The organism is Enterobacter sp. FUJ80071 (genome assembly GCF_038739915.1).
Lineage (GTDB): Bacteria > Pseudomonadota > Gammaproteobacteria > Enterobacterales > Enterobacteriaceae > Enterobacter > Enterobacter kobei.
In genome coordinates this window covers 3464802-3482796 of record NZ_JBBXKH010000001.1, presented here as the reverse complement: position 1 = coordinate 3482796, position 17995 = coordinate 3464802, and the positions used below count along the sequence as shown (strand labels likewise).

Annotated in this window: 12 protein-coding genes and 1 pseudogene; 10 read left to right on the top strand and 3 right to left on the bottom strand. The window is 55.1% G+C overall.

Going from position 1 to position 17995, the window contains the following annotated elements; all coding sequences use genetic code 11:
* The first annotated feature begins 73 nt into the window (after nt 1–73).
* The 4 genes from der to AAER43_RS16825 all read left to right on the top strand — a co-directional run bounded on the left by der (nt 74) and on the right by AAER43_RS16825 (nt 4756).
* Nucleotides 74–1546, top strand: coding sequence for a ribosome biogenesis GTPase Der (gene der, locus AAER43_RS16840; RefSeq protein WP_014884806.1), 1473 nt, complete (start codon nt 74–76; stop codon nt 1544–1546).
* A 300-nt stretch (nt 1547–1846) separates the two neighbouring features.
* Nucleotides 1847–3388, top strand: coding sequence for a peptide MFS transporter (locus AAER43_RS16835; protein ID WP_047625587.1), 1542 nt, complete (start codon nt 1847–1849; stop codon nt 3386–3388).
* A 61-nt stretch (nt 3389–3449) separates the two neighbouring features.
* The gene (locus AAER43_RS16830; protein ID WP_023331071.1) at nt 3450–4484 is read left to right on the top strand and encodes a hypothetical protein; all 1035 of its coding nucleotides are present in this window, start codon (nt 3450–3452) and stop codon (nt 4482–4484) included.
* A gap of 50 nt (nt 4485–4534) precedes the next feature.
* Nucleotides 4535–4756: a zinc ribbon domain-containing protein gene (locus AAER43_RS16825; RefSeq protein ID WP_050862360.1), complete on the top strand. Its 222-nt coding sequence runs from the start codon at nt 4535–4537 to the stop codon at nt 4754–4756.
* On the opposite strand, the gene AAER43_RS16820 is transcribed toward AAER43_RS16825, so the two are convergent.
* Genes AAER43_RS16820 through xseA form a run of 3 tightly spaced genes read right to left on the bottom strand, consistent with a single transcriptional unit; the run spans nt 4753 to nt 7555 of the window.
* Complete coding sequence (locus AAER43_RS16820; protein WP_014884802.1) at nt 4753–5103, bottom strand: protealysin inhibitor emfourin; 351 nt, start codon at nt 5101–5103, stop codon at nt 4753–4755. The two genes, AAER43_RS16825 and AAER43_RS16820, sit on opposite strands and share 4 nt — an antisense overlap.
* A complete protein-coding gene (locus tag AAER43_RS16815; protein ID WP_023337609.1) occupies nt 5104–6123 on the bottom strand; it encodes a M4 family metallopeptidase in 1020 nt (339 codons plus the stop codon).
* Between the two features lie 58 nt (nt 6124–6181).
* Nucleotides 6182–7555, bottom strand: a complete 1374-nt coding sequence (xseA, locus tag AAER43_RS16810; RefSeq protein ID WP_050862361.1) for an exodeoxyribonuclease VII large subunit — start codon at nt 7553–7555, stop codon at nt 6182–6184.
* A gap of 159 nt (nt 7556–7714) precedes the next feature.
* Between xseA and guaB the strand changes: the two genes are divergently transcribed.
* The 6 genes and pseudogenes from guaB (at nt 7715) to AAER43_RS16780 (ending at nt 17824) form a co-directional block, all read left to right on the top strand.
* Complete coding sequence (gene guaB, locus AAER43_RS16805; RefSeq protein WP_014884799.1) at nt 7715–9181, top strand: IMP dehydrogenase; 1467 nt, start codon at nt 7715–7717, stop codon at nt 9179–9181.
* Between the two features lie 69 nt (nt 9182–9250).
* Complete coding sequence (guaA, locus tag AAER43_RS16800; protein WP_006811514.1) at nt 9251–10828, top strand: glutamine-hydrolyzing GMP synthase; 1578 nt, start codon at nt 9251–9253, stop codon at nt 10826–10828.
* 307 nt (nt 10829–11135) lie between these two features.
* Nucleotides 11136–11702 (top strand): annotated as a pseudogene (locus AAER43_RS16795) (Arm DNA-binding domain-containing protein); the annotation flags it as partial.
* Between the two features lie 61 nt (nt 11703–11763).
* Nucleotides 11764–12884, top strand: a protein-coding gene (locus AAER43_RS16790) for an IS3-like element ISSen4 family transposase (protein ID WP_087451024.1) whose coding sequence is annotated in 2 segments (ribosomal slippage) — nt 11764–12022 and nt 12022–12884 — 1122 coding nt in all. Because the reading frame shifts where the segments join, the coding sequence is not laid out codon by codon here.
* Between the two features lie 667 nt (nt 12885–13551).
* Nucleotides 13552–14334 (top strand): DUF1837 domain-containing protein, encoded by a 783-nt coding sequence (locus AAER43_RS16785; protein WP_050861877.1) that lies wholly within the window; start codon nt 13552–13554, stop codon nt 14332–14334.
* Nucleotides 14321–17824, top strand: a complete 3504-nt coding sequence (locus AAER43_RS16780) for a DEAD/DEAH box helicase (RefSeq protein WP_050861878.1) — start codon at nt 14321–14323, stop codon at nt 17822–17824. The genes AAER43_RS16785 and AAER43_RS16780 overlap by 14 nt, the downstream gene beginning before the upstream one ends.
* The last annotated feature ends 171 nt before the right edge of the window (nt 17825–17995 follow it).

Here is a 17995-nt window from a genome sequence, read left to right as displayed (position 1 = left end):
CTCAGGAGCCGTTTTGACATTTTTAAAAACGCCGCGAATGCGACGTTTATTTGAATTTTATGAGGCTTCAAACATGGTACCTGTGGTCGCGCTTGTCGGGCGCCCTAACGTTGGAAAATCCACTCTTTTTAACCGTTTAACACGCACCCGTGATGCGCTGGTTGCGGATTTCCCGGGGCTGACGCGTGACCGTAAGTACGGTCGTGCAGAGGTGGAAGGACGCGAGTTCATCTGTATTGATACCGGTGGTATTGACGGTACAGAGGACGGCGTTGAAACCCGCATGGCGGAACAGTCATTGCTGGCGATTGAAGAAGCGGACGTGGTGCTGTTTATGGTGGATGCGCGCGCTGGCCTGATGCCGGCAGACTCCGCCATCGCCAAACACTTGCGCTCGCGTGAAAAGCCTACTTTCCTGGTGGCGAACAAAACTGACGGTATCGATGCCGATCAGGCTGTTGCAGACTTCTGGTCTTTAGGCCTGGGGGAAATCTACCCCATTGCGGCATCGCACGGTCGCGGCGTGACCAGCCTGCTGGAAACCGTTCTGCTGCCATGGGTTGATGAAGTTAACCCGCCGGAAGAGGTGGACGAAGACGCTGAATACTGGGCGCAGTTTGAAGAGGGCGTTGAGGGCGAAGAAGAGCCTGAAGACGACTTCAATCCGCAGGATCTGCCAATCAAGCTGGCTATCGTGGGGCGTCCAAACGTAGGTAAGTCTACACTTACTAACCGTATTCTGGGTGAAGAGCGCGTGGTCGTTTACGACATGCCTGGCACCACGCGCGACAGCATCTACATCCCGATGCAGCGCGATGAACGTGAGTATGTCCTCATTGACACCGCCGGGGTACGTAAGCGCGGGAAAATCACCGATGTGGTGGAAAAATTCTCCGTTATCAAAACCCTGCAGGCGATTGAAGATGCCAACGTCGTCATGCTGGTCATTGATGCACGCGAAGGAATCTCCGATCAGGATCTCTCTCTGCTCGGCTTTATCCTCAATAGTGGGCGCTCACTGGTTATCGTGGTCAACAAATGGGATGGCCTGAGCAATGAAGTGCGCGAGCAGGTGAAAGAGACCCTCGACTTCCGTCTGGGCTTTATCGACTTTGCGCGCGTGCACTTTATTTCTGCCCTGCACGGCAGCGGCGTCGGTAACCTGTTCGAATCCGTGCGTGAAGCCTATGACAGCTCCACCCGCCGTCAGAGCACCGCCATGCTGACCCGCATCATGAATATGGCTGCGGAAGACCATCAGCCGCCGCTGGTACGCGGTCGCCGCGTGAAGCTGAAATATGCTCACGCCGGGGGTTATAACCCGCCAATCGTGGTGATCCACGGCAACCAGGTGAAAGACCTGCCGGATTCCTACAAGCGCTATCTGATGAACTACTTCCGTAAATCGCTGGACGTGATGGGCACGCCTATCCGCATCCAGTTCAAGGAAGGGGAAAACCCGTTCGCTAACAAGCGCAACACCCTGACGCCGAACCAGATGCGTAAGCGTAAGCGTTTGATTAAGCACATTAAGAAAAGCAAATAAGCTTTGCTGAACTCACAAAAGCCCGCGCATGTCGCGGGCTTTTTTTTTGCCCAATCATACCGCCGGTTTTCTCTGTGTGATGTCAATCACTATTCACTTTTAACCATGTTTAAAACTAAGAAAGTAGACAATCGTCGAATTTTCGTCTTAAAGTCCCGGGCCCGGTACTAGACAAAACTAGCATCTGGTTATCAAATGGTTAACTAACTTTTCGCCGCATGTAAAAAATCGGTCAGATACGTAACTGGCCGGCGTACTTGCTGGTGTTTACAAGCACGACACATACCTTTCGGGAGAATTATGCAATCCTCTGTTAATCAAAAAGAGAGCCGAACGTTCTTCGGCCATCCGTATCCGCTCGGTTCACTGTTTTTCACCGAGATGTGGGAGCGTTTCTCGTTTTACGGCATTCGTCCGTTACTGATCCTGTTTATGGCCGCCACCGTCTATGACGGCGGGATGGGTCTGGCCCGTGAAAACGCCTCGGCGATTGTCGGTATCTTTGCCGGGACCATGTACCTGGCCGCGCTGCCGGGGGGCTGGCTGGCGGATAACTGGCTTGGGCAGCAGAGAGCCGTCTGGTACGGTTCAATTCTGATTGCGCTCGGCCACCTGTCGATTGCGCTGTCGGCCATCATGGGTGACAACCTGTTCTTTATCGGCCTGATGTTCATCGTGCTCGGCTCTGGCCTGTTCAAGACCTGTATCTCGGTCATGGTGGGGACTCTGTATAAAAAAGGCGATGCGCGTCGTGACGGCGGTTTCTCGCTGTTCTATATGGGCATCAACATGGGCTCGTTCATTGCCCCGCTGATTTCCGGCTGGCTGATTAAAACCCACGGCTGGCACTGGGGCTTTGGTATTGGCGGCATCGGGATGCTGGTGGCGCTGATTATCTTCCGCGTGTTTGCGGTTCCGGCGATGAAACGCTACGACAGCGAAGTCGGTCTGGATTCCACCTGGAACAGTCCGGTGGTGAAGCGTAATGGCGTGGGCATCTGGCTGCTGGTGCTGGCGGCAGGTGTGGCAACGCTCGTGACGCTGATTGCGCAGGGCGTGATTGTGATTAACCCGGTCGCGGTAGCCAGCGTGCTGGTCTACGTGATTGCGGCGTCTGTTGCCCTCTACTTTATTTATCTGTTTGTTTTTGCTGGCCTGAACCGTAAAGAACGCGCCAGACTGCTGGTGTGCTTTATTCTGCTGGTCTCAGCGGCGTTCTTCTGGTCTGCGTTTGAGCAGAAGCCAACCTCGTTCAACCTGTTTGCCAACGACTACACTAACCGCATGATCGGTGATTTTGAAATCCCGGCGGTTTGGTTCCAGTCGATTAACGCGCTGTTCATCATCCTGCTGGCCCCGGTGTTCAGCTGGGCATGGCCGAAGCTCGCGACGAAGAACATCCGCCCAAGCAGTATCACCAAATTCGTGATCGGTATTCTGTGTGCGGCAGCGGGCTTTGGCCTGATGATGCTGGCGGCACAGAATGTACTGAGCAACGGTGGGGCGGGGGTGTCGCCGTTCTGGCTGGTGGGCAGTATCCTGATGCTGACGCTGGGTGAACTGTGCCTGAGCCCGATCGGTCTGGCGACCATGACCCTGCTGGCGCCGGAAAGAATGCGCGGCCAGATGATGGGTCTGTGGTTCTGCGCCAGTGCCTTGGGTAACCTGGCGGCGGGCCTGATCGGCGGTCACGTGAAGGCCGACCAGTTGGATATGCTGCCGGATCTCTTCGCCCGCTGCTCCATCGCGCTGCTGATTTGTGCCGCGGTGCTGATCGTCCTCATTGTTCCGGTGCGTCGTATGCTGGAAAATGCGCAAACGAAACCGGCAGCTAGCGCCTGATAAACCTCAGCGTGCCGGGGCTGGCGTTACGCCCCGGCACGTTATTCCCTGAGGTGAAAATATGCAGTTAGGATTTGTTGGTCTTGGTGCGGTAGTGGAGACAGCGTATCTGCCCGCATTGCGTAACCTGTATGGCCGCCCGGTTCGTTGTTTCGGGTTTGATGTTCTCCCGGCAAAGCACCCTGAAGGCGTGATGCGCTGCGCCTCGCTTGCGGAACTGCTTGCCACCCCGCTTGATACCCTGTTTATCACTACCGCATCGCTGCACCATCTTGAGGTGCTTGAGCAGGCAATCGCCTCACCGATCTCCCGGATTGTGATAGAAAAACCGATTGTCGCCACGCTTCCCCAAATAGATAAGCTTAATGCGCTACTGGCCACGCCCGGTGCGGCATCCCGCGTGCTGGCGCTCGACCACTGGATGGCGCGCATCGAAACGGTGAAGCGCTCGCTGGTCGATCATTTTTCTGACGTCGTCAGAATTGAAGGCTTTTTGCAGGAGCCAAGCGGGTATAACGCTGTCGGCGAACCCATCGCGCTTAATTTCTCCACCGGTGAACCGGATACCAGAACGCTTCGTCACCCTGATGGCGTGATTCTGGATATCGGTACGCATGTGCTGGCGATGCTGCGTGAAACGATGTGCTTTCTGGGGGGCGATGACGAGATGACGCTACAGGTCGTTGCCGCTAAAGACCGTCTGGGCCGCGCTATTGCAAAAGGAGACCTGACCACGGCGGAAGGTGAGGCGCATCTTCAGGGAAGCATCAGCGGCGTACCGGTGGACATCTGGCTTAACAAATACGCAGGACCTGCGGGCGGGCAAAAAGGCTTGCGTCTGCATCTGCGTGACGGGCGCACCATCAGTCACGACCGGCGCGGCGCGGAAGATGTGCTGGAGGTCATTGAGGGGGATGATATCCAGCGCTGGTCTCTCCCCGGCACAATCTACGAGCACTGTCTTGCGGGACATATTCTTGGCGATAAAAGTCTGTTTGAGCGGGATCCGCAGGAGGTGAGCCGAACCACGCGCCGTCGGATCGAGGAAGTTGCGCTGCTGCTGACCTTGCAGCAACAGTTGCGTGGTCCGCACTGAACGCAACGTGGTAAAATTACCCCAGACCTGAATGCTTTGAAGGAGTCACCATGACGATTACCTGCCCGGATTGCCAGGCAACGCTGGAGCCCCAGAATGGGGAGGCGCACTGCGAGAACTGTAACAAAGACATTGCGCTTGAAGCCCGTTGCCCGGAGTGCCATCAGCCGCTCCAGGTTTTAAAAGCCTGTGGCGCGGTGGATTATTTCTGCCAGAACGGCCACGGCTTAATCTCTAAAAAGCGCGTGGAGTTTGTTCCGGCAGAACGTTAATCACACACGCAGCCTTCGCCTTTCTGCCACAGTTCGACCAGCGACTCGGGTGCTTCCTGCTCGGGCACCAGCACGATGATATCGGCATAATGTGCCTGATTCTGCCCGGTCCAGATAATCTGGATGCGGAAATAGCGCTGGTCACCGCTGCCGGGGGACGTGGCTTGCCCGGGCGGCTGGCCGCGTGGAAACGCCTGCTCCAGAATGCTCACCAGGCGCTGGCGCTGGGCCTCATTGAGCGAGGACAGCGCGATGGTGCGCTGACCGCTCAGCTTAGGAATAAAAGCGACGCCGCCTTCCCGGGCCAGCTCAACTACGGCGTCATCCGTCAGTTCCGGAACCTGCATCTACAGCACTCCCACCTGTTCCCAGGCTTGTTTTATGGCCGCTCCGACGTCGCTACCAGAGCGTTTCTCTCCGTGCGCGATCGTTAGTTTTGCAAAGGCCTCAAAATCTGCATCCTGCGCCAGATTGCGATCGCAAACTGTGTCGTACCAGGCATAACCCGCTTTTTCCCATGCGTGACCGCCGATCGCCGTCGCGGCCAGATAAAACGCCCGATTGGGGATACCGGAGTTCAGATGCACGCCGCCGTTATCCTCGCGCGTTTTAATGAAATCTTTCATGTGCGCGGGCTGCGGATCTTTGCCGAGCAGCGGGTCATCGTAGGCGGTGCCGGGTTCAGACATCGAGCGCAGCCCTTTGCCGTTAATTCCTGCGGCCAGCAGCCCTTCACCAATCAGCCAGTCTGCTTTATCGGCGGTTTGCTTCAGATGGTACTGTTTCACCAGCGAGCCAAACACGTCAGAGAGAGACTCGTTTAGCGCGCCCGACTGTTCAAAATAGATCAGTCCGGCCTCGGTCTCGGTCACGCCGTGGCTCAGCTCGTGCGCTACCACGTCAATGGCAATCGTGAAGCGATTAAATATTTCCCCGTCGCCGTCGCCAAATACCATCTGCTGACCGTTCCAGAAGGCGTTCTGATATTCCCGTCCATAGTGAACGGTCCCGGTCAAAATAAGCCCTTTATTATCGAGCGAATCGCGCTGATATTCTTTCCAGAAGAAATCGTGGGTAACCCCTAAATAATCGTAGGCTTCATCAACCGCGACATCGCCATTCGACGGCTGACCCTCATATCGCACCTGGGTACCCGGCAGCTCCTGGGTTTGCTTCGCATCGTAGATGTCTCGCTCCAGCTGTCCGGCTTTATTCACGTGCGGCGCGGCGGGCTTGCCCGGCATATGGGCCATTAACGTCTGTACGTGGGTTAAGGTCTGACGGGCGCAGCGCTGCTGCGGCTCGGAACCCGTTTCGATAATACGACGCAGAATATAAGGGGGAATAACGCTATAAAGATGGGTCATGCAGCTCTCCTTATTAAAAAAGGGAATAGCTGCAGTATAGTAAGTAACCGGCGAAGAATTATCCGGTTTTGCGCTGACGCGTCTTTTTCACCGGTTTAATTGATTTCACTTCGCTTTCTACCAAGCCGTCAGACAGGCGGGTGGTCAGCACATCCCCGGCTTTGACCTGTTTGGTTTGTTTCAGCACTTTCCCGTCCGTCGCGGTGGTGACGCTATAGCCGCGCGCCAGCGTGGAGAGGGGGCTGACCGCTTCAAGATGGGTCACCGCATTGCCAAAACGTTCGCGGGTGGTACTCAGCCGGGCGCGGAGAGTCTCCGCCAGACGAAACTCCAGCTGCTGAATCCGCGTTTGCGCGCGGTAAATTTTCGGCTGCGGATTTTGCTGGTTAAGGCGCTGCGTCACGCGCTGCTGGCGCGAAACGGCGCGTTTCAGCTGAGTATCCAGCGCGATATTCATGCGCTGGCGCAGACGATCCAGCACCGTCTGCTGACGCGCCAGGCGCAGCTGCGGGTGCTGCTGCTGCAGACGATGATGAAGCTGGGTAAAGCGACGGGTACGGTTGGCGAGGAAGTAGTCCATCGCCATTTCAAGGCGCTGCTGGCCGTTCTGGATCTGACGCAGCAGCTCCAGCTGGTTACGACTCACCACTTCTGCCGCCGCGGAAGGCGTAGGCGCACGTAAATCCGCGACAAAATCGGCTATCGTCACGTCCGTTTCATGCCCGACGGCACTCACGACCGGGATAAGGCTGGTAAAGATTGCCCGCGCCACGCGCTCGTCGTTAAAGCTCCACAGGTCTTCCAGCGAGCCGCCACCGCGCCCGACGATGAGTACGTCACACTCCTGGCGCGCGTTGGCCAGCGCAATGGCGCGCACAATCTGGCCCGGCGCATCGTCGCCCTGCACGGCGGTCGGGTAGATGATGACGGGCAGGGAAGGGTCTCGACGCTTAAGGACGTGCAAAATATCATGCAGTGCCGCACCGGTTTTTGAGGTGATAACCCCAACGCAGTGGGCAGGAGAGGGCAGCGGTTTTTTAAACTGCTGGTCGAAAAGCCCCTCGGCAGAAAGCGTTGCTTTTAACTGCTCATACTTCTGCTGCAACAGCCCTTCGCCCGCAGGCTGCATGCTCTCGACGATAATTTGATAATCACCGCGCGGTTCATACAGGGTAATATTGGCGCGAACCAGAACCTGCTGGCCGTGCTGCGGACGAAACGTCACGCGGCGGTTGCTGTTGCGGAACATCGCGCAGCGCACCTGGGCGGTGTCGTCTTTTAAGGTAAAGTACCAGTGGCCGGAAGAGGGCTGCGTGAAGTTAGAGATCTCACCGCTGATCCAGACCTGCCCCATTTCCTGCTCAAGCAGCAAACGCACCGTCTGATTCAGGCGGCTGACGGTATAAATTGAGGGGGATTGAGAGGATAACATGTGAGCGGGATCAAATTCTAAATCAGCAAGTTATTCAGTCGATAGTAACCTGCTGAGAGGCAATCGCAAGCATTTTTTTTAAAAAAGTGTAGATGCAATCGGTTACGCTCTGTATAATGCCACGGCAATATTTAACCACCCAGGTCAGAGATATTGCCCATGCTACGTATCGCTAAAGAAGCACTGACGTTTGACGACGTCCTCCTCGTTCCCGCTCATTCCACCGTTCTGCCGAATACTGCCGACCTCAGCACGCAGTTGACGAAAACCATTCGTCTGAACATTCCTATGCTCTCCGCGGCAATGGACACCGTGACTGAAGCGCGCCTGGCTATCGCCCTGGCACAGGAAGGCGGCATTGGCTTTATCCATAAAAACATGTCTATCGAGCGTCAGGCGGAAGAAGTTCGCCGCGTGAAGAAACATGAATCCGGCATTGTGTCTGACCCTCAGACCGTTCTGCCAACCACCACTCTGCACGAAGTGAAAGCCCTGACCGAACGTAACGGCTTCGCCGGCTACCCGGTTGTGACCGAAGATAACGAGCTGGTTGGCATCATCACCGGCCGTGACGTGCGCTTCGTGACTGATCTGAACCAGCCTGTCAGCGTCTACATGACGCCAAAAGAGCGTCTGGTGACCGTTCGCGAAGGTGAAACCCGCGACGTAGTGCTGGCGAAAATGCACGAAAAACGCGTTGAGAAAGCGCTGGTTGTGGATGCGAACTTCCATCTGCGCGGCATGATCACCGTGAAAGATTTCCAGAAAGCAGAACGTAAACCTAACGCCTGTAAAGACGAGCATGGCCGTCTGCGCGTGGGTGCAGCGGTTGGTGCCGGTGCCGGTAACGAAGAGCGTGTTGATGCGCTGGTGGCTGCGGGCGTTGACGTCCTGCTGATCGACTCCTCACACGGCCACTCTGAAGGCGTTCTGCAGCGTATTCGTGACACCCGTGCTAAGTACCCGGACCTGCAGATCATCGGCGGCAACGTGGCAACAGGCGCAGGCGCTCGTGCGCTGGCTGATGCCGGCTGCAGCGCGGTGAAAGTGGGTATCGGTCCAGGCTCTATCTGTACTACCCGTATCGTCACCGGCGTGGGCGTTCCGCAGATCACCGCGGTATCTGACGCGGTTGAAGCGCTGGAAGGCACCGGTATTCCGGTTATCGCTGACGGCGGTATCCGCTTCTCTGGCGACATCGCGAAAGCCATCGCCGCGGGCGCTGCTGCCGTGATGGTGGGCTCCATGCTGGCCGGTACCGAAGAATCCCCGGGTGAAATCGAACTCTACCAGGGCCGTTCTTACAAATCCTATCGTGGGATGGGCTCCCTGGGCGCGATGTCCAAAGGTTCCTCTGACCGTTACTTCCAGACCGATAACGCCGCTGACAAACTGGTGCCGGAAGGTATCGAAGGCCGCGTTGCTTATAAAGGCCGTCTGAAAGAGATCATTCACCAGCAGATGGGCGGCCTGCGCTCCTGTATGGGTCTTACCGGCTGTGGTACCATTGACCTGCTGCGTACCAAAGCGGAATTCGTACGCATCAGCGGTGCGGGTATCCAGGAGAGCCACGTTCACGACGTGACGATCACCAAAGAGTCCCCGAACTATCGTCTGGGCTCCTGATTTTTCTTCGCCCGACCTCGTGTCGGGCGATTTATTTAATCTGTTTCACTTGCCTCGGAATTAGCGTCAATGACGGAAAACATTCATAAACATCGCATCCTCATCCTCGATTTTGGTTCTCAGTACACTCAGCTGGTGGCGCGTCGCGTACGTGAACTGGGCGTTTACTGCGAACTGTGGGCGTGGGATGTCACGGAAGCACAGATTCGCGAATTCAATCCAAGCGGCATCATCCTGTCCGGCGGCCCGGAAAGCACCACCGAAGAGAACAGCCCGCGCGCGCCGCAGTACGTGTTCGAAGCAGGCGTGCCGGTATTCGGCGTCTGCTACGGTATGCAGACCATGGCCATGCAGCTGGGCGGCCACGTAGAAGGCTCTAACGAGCGTGAGTTCGGCTATGCACAGGTAGAAGTCGTCACCGACAGCGCACTGGTGCGTGGTATCGAAGACTCCCTGACCGCTGACGGCAAACCGCTGCTGGACGTGTGGATGAGCCACGGCGACAAGGTCACCGCTATCCCGTCTGACTTCGTGACCGTTGCCAGCACCGAAAGCTGCCCGTTCGCGATCATGGCGAACGAAGAAAAGCGCTTCTACGGCGTGCAGTTCCACCCGGAAGTGACCCACACCCGTCAGGGTATGCGCATGCTGGAGCGCTTCGTGCGCGACATCTGCCAGTGTGAAGCGCTGTGGACCCCGGCAAAAATCATCGACGACGCCGTGGAGCGTATCCGCCAGCAGGTTGGTGATGACAAAGTGATCCTCGGCCTCTCCGGCGGCGTCGACTCCTCCGTGACCGCGATGCTGCTGCACCGTGCCATCGGCAAAAACCTGACCTGCGTCTTCGTGGACAACGGTCTGCTGCGTCTGAACGAAGCCCAGCAGGTGATGGACATGTTCGGTGACCACTTCGGTCTGAACATCGTTCATGTGGAAGGCGAGCAGCGCTTCCTGGACGCGCTGAAAGGCGAGAACGATCCGGAAGCCAAGCGTAAAATCATCGGCCGCGTATTCGTGGAAGTGTTCGACGAAGAAGCGCTGAAGCTGGAAGACGTTAAATGGCTGGCACAGGGCACTATCTATCCTGACGTGATTGAATCAGCTGCTTCAGCAACCGGTAAAGCACACGTCATCAAATCTCACCACAACGTGGGCGGCCTGCCGAAAGAGATGAAGATGGGTCTGGTTGAACCGCTGCGCGAGCTGTTCAAAGATGAAGTACGCAAGATCGGTCTGGAACTGGGTCTGCCGTACGACATGCTCTACCGTCACCCGTTCCCGGGCCCGGGGCTCGGCGTGCGCGTACTGGGTGAAGTGAAGAAAGAGTACTGCGACCTGCTGCGTCGCGCAGACGCGATCTTCATCGAAGAGCTGCACAAAGCTGACCTTTACAACAAGGTAAGCCAGGCGTTCACCGTGTTCCTGCCGGTTCGCTCTGTCGGCGTGATGGGTGATGGCCGTAAGTACGACTGGGTTGTCTCCCTGCGTGCGGTGGAAACCATCGACTTCATGACCGCGCACTGGGCGCACCTGCCGTATGACTTCTTAGGCCGCGTGTCTAACCGCATCATCAACGAAGTGAACGGTATTTCCCGCGTGGTGTATGACATCAGCGGTAAGCCACCGGCTACGATTGAATGGGAATGATTTCGCGTCTGGCAACAGCCTGCACGTAAAAGCAGTAAAGTACCTCTAAGCCCGCGTAACTGCGGGCTTTTTTGTTTTTATGTCTGGCACTTTCTGGCAGCTGTTAGCAACGGGAAGCACGGTTTTTTCAATGGAATTTTTGATGGTACTCTCTGGTTTTGAATTCAGGTTTGAAAAAGTACCATGTAATAAATTTCGGTTGAGTTATGGTATTTGTTTTTTATAACTTAATTAAAAACAGAGAGTTAAACAACTTTTCTGGATTTTTTACAACATGGTATTTTTTGATAAAGGAAAACAATAAACCATGTTGACTGACACTAGGCTGCGTCACCTTAAGCCGAAGGAGAAACTCTATAAAGTTAATGACCGTGATGGTCTGTATGTTGCGGTCACTCCGGCTGGAACGATCTCATTTCGTTATAACTATTCAATAAACGGAAGACAGGAGACCGTTACTTTTGGCCGCTATGGTGTGGGAGGGATCACGCTTGCAGAAGCGCGTGAACGGCTCAATGAAGCCAAAAAAATGGTTGCCGGTGGAAGATCGCCAGCGAGGGAAAAAGCTAGAGATAAAGCGCGTATCAAAGATGCGGAGACTTTTGGTGCATGGGCTGAGAAATGGTTACGCGGCTATCAAATGGCTGAATCGACGCGTGATATGCGGCGTTCAGTATATCAAAGGGAGTTGAAGTCAAAATTTGCGCAGCAGAAATTGACCGAGATTACACATGAAGACTTACGCGCATTAACCGATAACATTGTCGAGAGAGGGGCACCGGCGACAGCTGTGCACGTCAGAGAGATTGTATTGCAAGTCTATCGCTGGGCTATTGAGCGCGGTCAGAAGGTTGAGAATCCCGCTGACCTGCTCCCCGTTGATTAGTACACCCCGATGTTAGTAATGTCTTCATAAGCCACATGAGGACATCCCCATGAAGAAGCGTTTTTCCGACGAACAGATCATCAGTATTCTCCGCGAAGCCGAAGCTGGGGTACCCGCCCGTGAACTCTGCCGCAAGCATGCCATTTCCGATGCCACGTTTTACACCTGGCGTAAGAAGTATGGCGGTATGGAGGTGCCTGAAGTTAAGCGCCTGAAGTCGCTTGAGGAAGAGAACGCCAGACTCAAGAAGCTGCTTGCCGAAGCCATGCTGGATAAAGAGGCGCTTCAGGTGGCTCTGGGGCGAAAGTACTGACGACAGACCAGAAGCGGGAAGCCGTGATGTTGATGTGTGATGCGACCGGTCTGTCGCAACGTCGTGCCTGCAGGCTTACAGGTTTATCCCTGTCGACTTGCCGCTATGAGGCTCACCGTCCGGCTGCTGATGCGCATTTATCAGGGCGCATCACTGAGCTGGCACTGGAGCGCAGGCGTTTTGGCTACCGTCGTATTTGGCAGTTGCTGCGCCGTGAAGGGCTTCATGTTAATCATAAGCGCGTGTACCGGCTTTATCACCTCAGTGGCCTGGGCGTAAAACGCAGAAGACGTCGTAAAGGGCTGGCAACAGAACGTCTGCCGCTGCTCCGTCCGGCGGCGCCCAATCTGACCTGGTCGATGGATTTCGTCATGGACGCACTTTCCACCGGTCGCAGGATCAAGTGTCTTACCTGCGTCGATGATTTCACAAAGGAATGCCTGACGGTCACTGTTGCCTTTGGGATTTCAGGCGTTCAGGTCACGCGTATTCTGGACAGCATTGCACTGTTTCGAGGCTATCCGGCGACGATAAGAACTGACCAGGGGCCGGAGTTCACTTGCCGTGCACTGGATCAATGGGCCTTTGAGCATGGTGTTGAGTTGCGCTTAATCCAGCCGGGCAAGCCAACGCAGAACGGATTTATTGAGAGCTTTAACGGACGATTTCGCGATGAATGTTTGAATGAGCACTGGTTCAGCGATATCGTTCATGCCAGGAAAATTATTAATGACTGGCGGCAGGATTATAACGAATGCCGCCCGCACTCCACGCTGAATTATCAGACACCGTCTGAATTTGCAGCGGGCTGGAGAAAGGGTCATTCTGAGAATGAAGATTCCGACGTTACTAACTGAGTGTTGTATCTAATCGTGGGGGCAGGTCATATTTGCTTGCTTCCTCGTCGCTCATACTGGCTACTTTCACCACAGAATCATGAAGTTTTTGAGTGAAGGGATGATATCATAGAGCCATTAGATTTTTAGTCATGTACCTGAACAGGTAGATGACATCGATCACATAAAACCGCATTTTCTATGTGTAGAGCACTTAGCAACATCTTTTCTAACTGTTATGGCAAAGTGAAATTGGTCACCTGGATTGATGGAATCACGTTCTTAAATAATGAAATTCAAACCGATGTCATCAGCTAGCGGCATAAGCTTATAACTAATACAGAGTCTACCTCCAGGGCGTTAGGTATCTGTGATTCGAGCAATCGCAGATCTTTGTTCGACAAACTGGTTTATTGTAGCGCTCTAGGACAGTTTGGATGCTGACGAGGGTTGGGTTCAATATGACAATCTCCCGGAAGCTAGTAATTCCTTTGAATAATTTGAACTCCGACTCCTAATTCCCATTTCGAAGCGGCCTATAAATTGTAAAAATATATTAATTAGAATAATATTTGCTCAACGGATAGTGCCCTGACCGCGCTCGATTGGTTCAAGTAATCCATATCGTGCTGGAAGCATACGTGGTATCACACTACGAACGAGGCAGGGATGGTCGATCGGAGGCTACTTGGAACTGTACGAACGATGGTGTCAAGTCACAAAAGAAAACGATAAGCGCAAAAACTACTGGATCTATGTTGAGAGAAATGGCGGTCGAGACGAGATTCGTGCAGACCTCGCCGAGACTATTCGATCGCACTACGCGCGTCTTGAACTCATAGCCGAAGACGTGAAGCGCCTCGGATATAAGGTCGCTGCGAAGATTCTCAGTGAAGCGTTGCCGCAAACCGCTAAAGGCCGCTCCGGCGATCTTGGCGAAATTCTAGCGACGGAGCTTGTCGAGGAAGAGATTGGCTTACGAGTGCCGGTTCGCCGTCTCCGTTATAAGGATGGCCGTAATATGGCCATGCGCGGCGACGATTTTATCGGCGCCGGATACAATGGGAATGACCAAAAGCTTTGGCTTCTAAAGGGTGAGGCCAAGAGCAATAAGGTGCTTGGCAAGGCAACGGTTACGAACGCTCGCAAGGTTCTGAACCGTGACAACGGACGCTGTACGCCCGATTCCCTCCTGTTTATCGCAAACCGACTCTTAGAGAGTAATGATCCGGAGGACAACGCACTGGGTCGTAGCCTTCGTGACGAGGTCGGTGTGAAGTCCCTCCGTGCCGACCGCATCGACCATATGCTTTTCACCGTGTCAGGCAACGGTCCACATGCATCGTTGAAAGAGGACCTCGACTTCGCAGGGACGAATCGTGATCACTACGTAGTAAACATCCACGTCCCAGATCACCAGGATTTCATCGCAGCCATGTACGAGGAGGCGGAAGATCTTGGAGACAATTGACGAACTAACCACTTTCTTGACTACCGCGACCGTAGATGGCGTCCTCGGGCGCTTGCTCTATCGTGGCGTAGCCTGGTCCTTAATGCGTGAGGAAGGTTTGTTGCCTACGAACGCGCCGCAGCTAGGTGCGACGATCGAAACCGATCTTGCCGAGCACGGTTTTGCCCTACTCCGTGGAACGATGGCTCTGCGCTCTCAAGCCGGTGCATCGGACCTCACAAACAAGGCGTTTGAGCGCGCCGCAATTGCCTTCGAAGCTTTGGTGCGTAACTGTAACCCTGATTCCCCTGAGCGCGGTTTCCATCGTACGATAGCCGCTGCGGCCTATCATCTAGCGGGCTTCTCGGCCGTTGCCTATTCGCTTTTCAATGAGGCCACTGATGATCTCAATGCGTCACCGGGCGAAACGGTGATTCAGTATTTGATCTTGCGTGATCTTAGCCAGTTGCGAGAATTCGTTCGAGACAGGTTGGACGAGCAAGCTCACGGAGATGAGGAGATCGCTGAGGCGTTGATGAGCGAAAAATTAGACATTGACGAGGCTTTATCGACAATCCTCAATACAACAATCTGCCGGGCGTTAGCGTATTTCGACTTCGCGCTCGAGACAGGCGAACTCGAGCCAATCGAGGCCGCGCGGGAGTTGCTCACCACCGCAGCCCACTTGGCGGATAACGCCGGGAATGTTCCGCTATGGTGGATTTCAAATCTCTGCAGTCACTTAATCGATGACCTCTGGAGGCATTCTCTGCATGAAAACTTACCGACTGAACCGCCAGAGGGAACGGAGGAAAAATACCCTGATCTACGACGGCTATTCATCTCGTCGCTCTACGCCCGCAAGACATCTGAGGTAGAGCTCTGGCCATCACAGCGCGAAGCAGCTCGGCGTTCTACTGATGTCACCGACGATCTTGTCGTTGCCTTGCCGACCAGTGCCGGTAAGACTCGCGTGGCGGAGATCGCCGCGTTGATGACCCTGTCGTCAGCACGTCGGGTATTGATTGTGACGCCATTGCGCGCGCTATCCGCCCAGACCGAGCGATCGTTCAGAAAAACATTCGGGCCGCTCGGTTTTAGCGTTTCTTCCCTTTACGGTGCTAGCGGCCTTTCGACTGGTGATGAAGACGCGCTGCGCACGCGCGATATCATCATCGCGACGCCTGAGAAACTTGACTTTGCGCTCAGAAGCGACCCGTCGCTAATCGCCAATGTGGGCCTGATCGTTCTCGACGAAGGCCACATGATTGGCCCTAGCGAACGCGAGATTCGTTATGAAACCCTCGTGCAGCGTCTACTTCGGCGCTCTGATGCAGGCGAACGTCGTATTGTTTGTCTATCCGCGATCCTGCCCAGTGGCGATGAGCTGGATGACTTAACAGCATGGATACGCTCTGATGAACCGGGCGAGCCAGTGCGTTCCGACTGGCGGCCAACGCGGCAGCGGTTCGGCGCGCTCACATGGCGGGGTAAGGACGCGCTGCTCCGTCTAGACCTCAATGACGATGGTCCGTTCCTCGACAAATTTGTCGTGGAGAAAGCCGCGCGGGGGAAAGAAAAGAAACCCTATCCGCGCAGGAATTCGCACCTCGCCTTGTTCGCGGCATGGGAATTCGCTGGCCAAGGAAAGCGGGCACTTATCTTCTCTACCCAAGCGAATTGGGTCGAAGGCTACGGTAAACAGGTAGTGGATCTCTGCAAACGCGGTTATCTAGGCTCACTGTTGGAGGATGAAGCCTCGATCGCTCGTGCTGTGGAGGTCGGCAAAGAATGGTTAGGCGAAGACCACCCTGCCGTGGCCTGCCTAAAGTGCGGTGTTGCTATCCACTACGGCCGACTGCCGAGCCCGTTCCTTCGAGAACTGGAGGTCCTTCTATCCGAAGGCGTCCTGCGGGTCATTATCGCATCGCCGACATTGTCTCAGGGGCTCAACCTCAACGCCGCCGTCCTGTTAGTGCCTTCGTTGTATCGAGCATCCGAGAAGATCAAAGGCGAGGAGTTCGCGAACGTCGCGGGTCGCGCAGGGCGCGCCTTCGTGGATGTCGAAGGCCTCATCGTTCATGTCATGTTCGATAAGGTCAAATGGCGAAAAAAGGAGTGGAGGAAGTTAGTGGATTCAGCTAAAGCCCGAACGCTAAAGAGCGGCCTCATCCAGATTGTCGCAGAAATTCTTGAGAGGCTGTCCCGCAAAGGTGTGCTGGATCGTGATGATGCCTGGGAATATTTGGCCAACGCGCGTGAAGCTTGGATATCCCCCCAAGAAGAAGCTGAAGTCGCAGAGCGCCTGGCGACTGGCGCGAAGTATGACGCTGGTAGCGACGATGATGAAGATGGTGTTGATGACGAAGAGGAAACCATCGAAGAGGAGCCGTTATCACAGATCGTCGAGCGTCTTGACGCAATGGTATTTGGTCTGATCGAAGTACTCGACTCCAATCGTGCTGATCTGCCGAAGCTCTTGGATGAGGCGCTCAAGGGCTCTCTCTGGGCACGCCAGATCGCACGTGAGGGCAAGGACGTCGCCCCGCTCCATAAGAAGGTGTTCGAGGCCCGTGCCGATCTCATTTGGAAAACCACTACAGCGCAGGTGCGACGCGGGCACTTCGCCATGGGTGTTGGACTTGAGGCGGGTCTGAAAATCGACGCCATGGCTGACGAGCTGGCCGAACTCCTAGACCAGGCAGATGATGCGGCATTGAGAGGCGACGCCGAAGCGCTTGTCGATGCGCTCGGCGGTTTAGGTGAACGTTTACTGTTCATGCGCCCTTTCATCCCCGATAAGGCGAACGCACTACCGGTGAACTGGAAGGCTATCTTGCGTAGTTGGGTGTCTGGCGAGGATGTGGCTAAAATCGGCACTCAGAACATGCGAGTTGTAGAGGAGGCGTTCACCTATCGTTTGGTTTGGGCCTTGGAAGCGGTGCGTACTCGCCGCATGTCACTCGGTTGGTCGCCAGAAACGGTGGTGGGTGGAGGCGCAGCAGCGGTAGAAACTGGCGTACCGCAATTTATGATGTCGATGTTGATCCGCGCGGGCCTTCCTTCGCGGCGCGCGGCGATGGCGGCGATCAAGGATTCTAAACCGGTCTTCGTCACGCCAGCTGAAATGCGGGCTTGGCTCGAGTCCGACGAGGTCACAGCCTATACTGACGCTAGCGACTGGCCCACGCCAGATACAGCTGCATTATGGGCGCGGTTCCGGACGGACGCCCTTAGCAGCGGTATACAGAAATGGTCGGTCGAACATTTCAAGCGCCTGCTAGATACTTCGATAGCCCCGCCGCCAGGACTTTATCGCATAGTCACCGACGAGGGTGATGGGCGGACTTGGCTGACTACACCCGATTATCAACGTGTCGGTGCGTTCAAGAAACTAGCAGTTGATCCAAAGCCCAGCCTTTTTTCAGGCCGATTGCGCGGCGGCACCAAAGTGGTGGAGGCTTTACGTATTGGGCCTGGCAAGCTGCGATGGCCCCGTGCTGATGCATAGAGAGCGTAGTTTCTGGTTAATGGAGATCATAACGGTATTTTCACTGGAGCAATCGTCATCGAACCCCAAGGCTATTGTGAGCAATACTTGAAACGGTCGTATTCTTAGATTATGCGGATTCTCTGAACTGCTCTTGGTATTTTGCATGGTATCATAGCTACGTTTTTATTT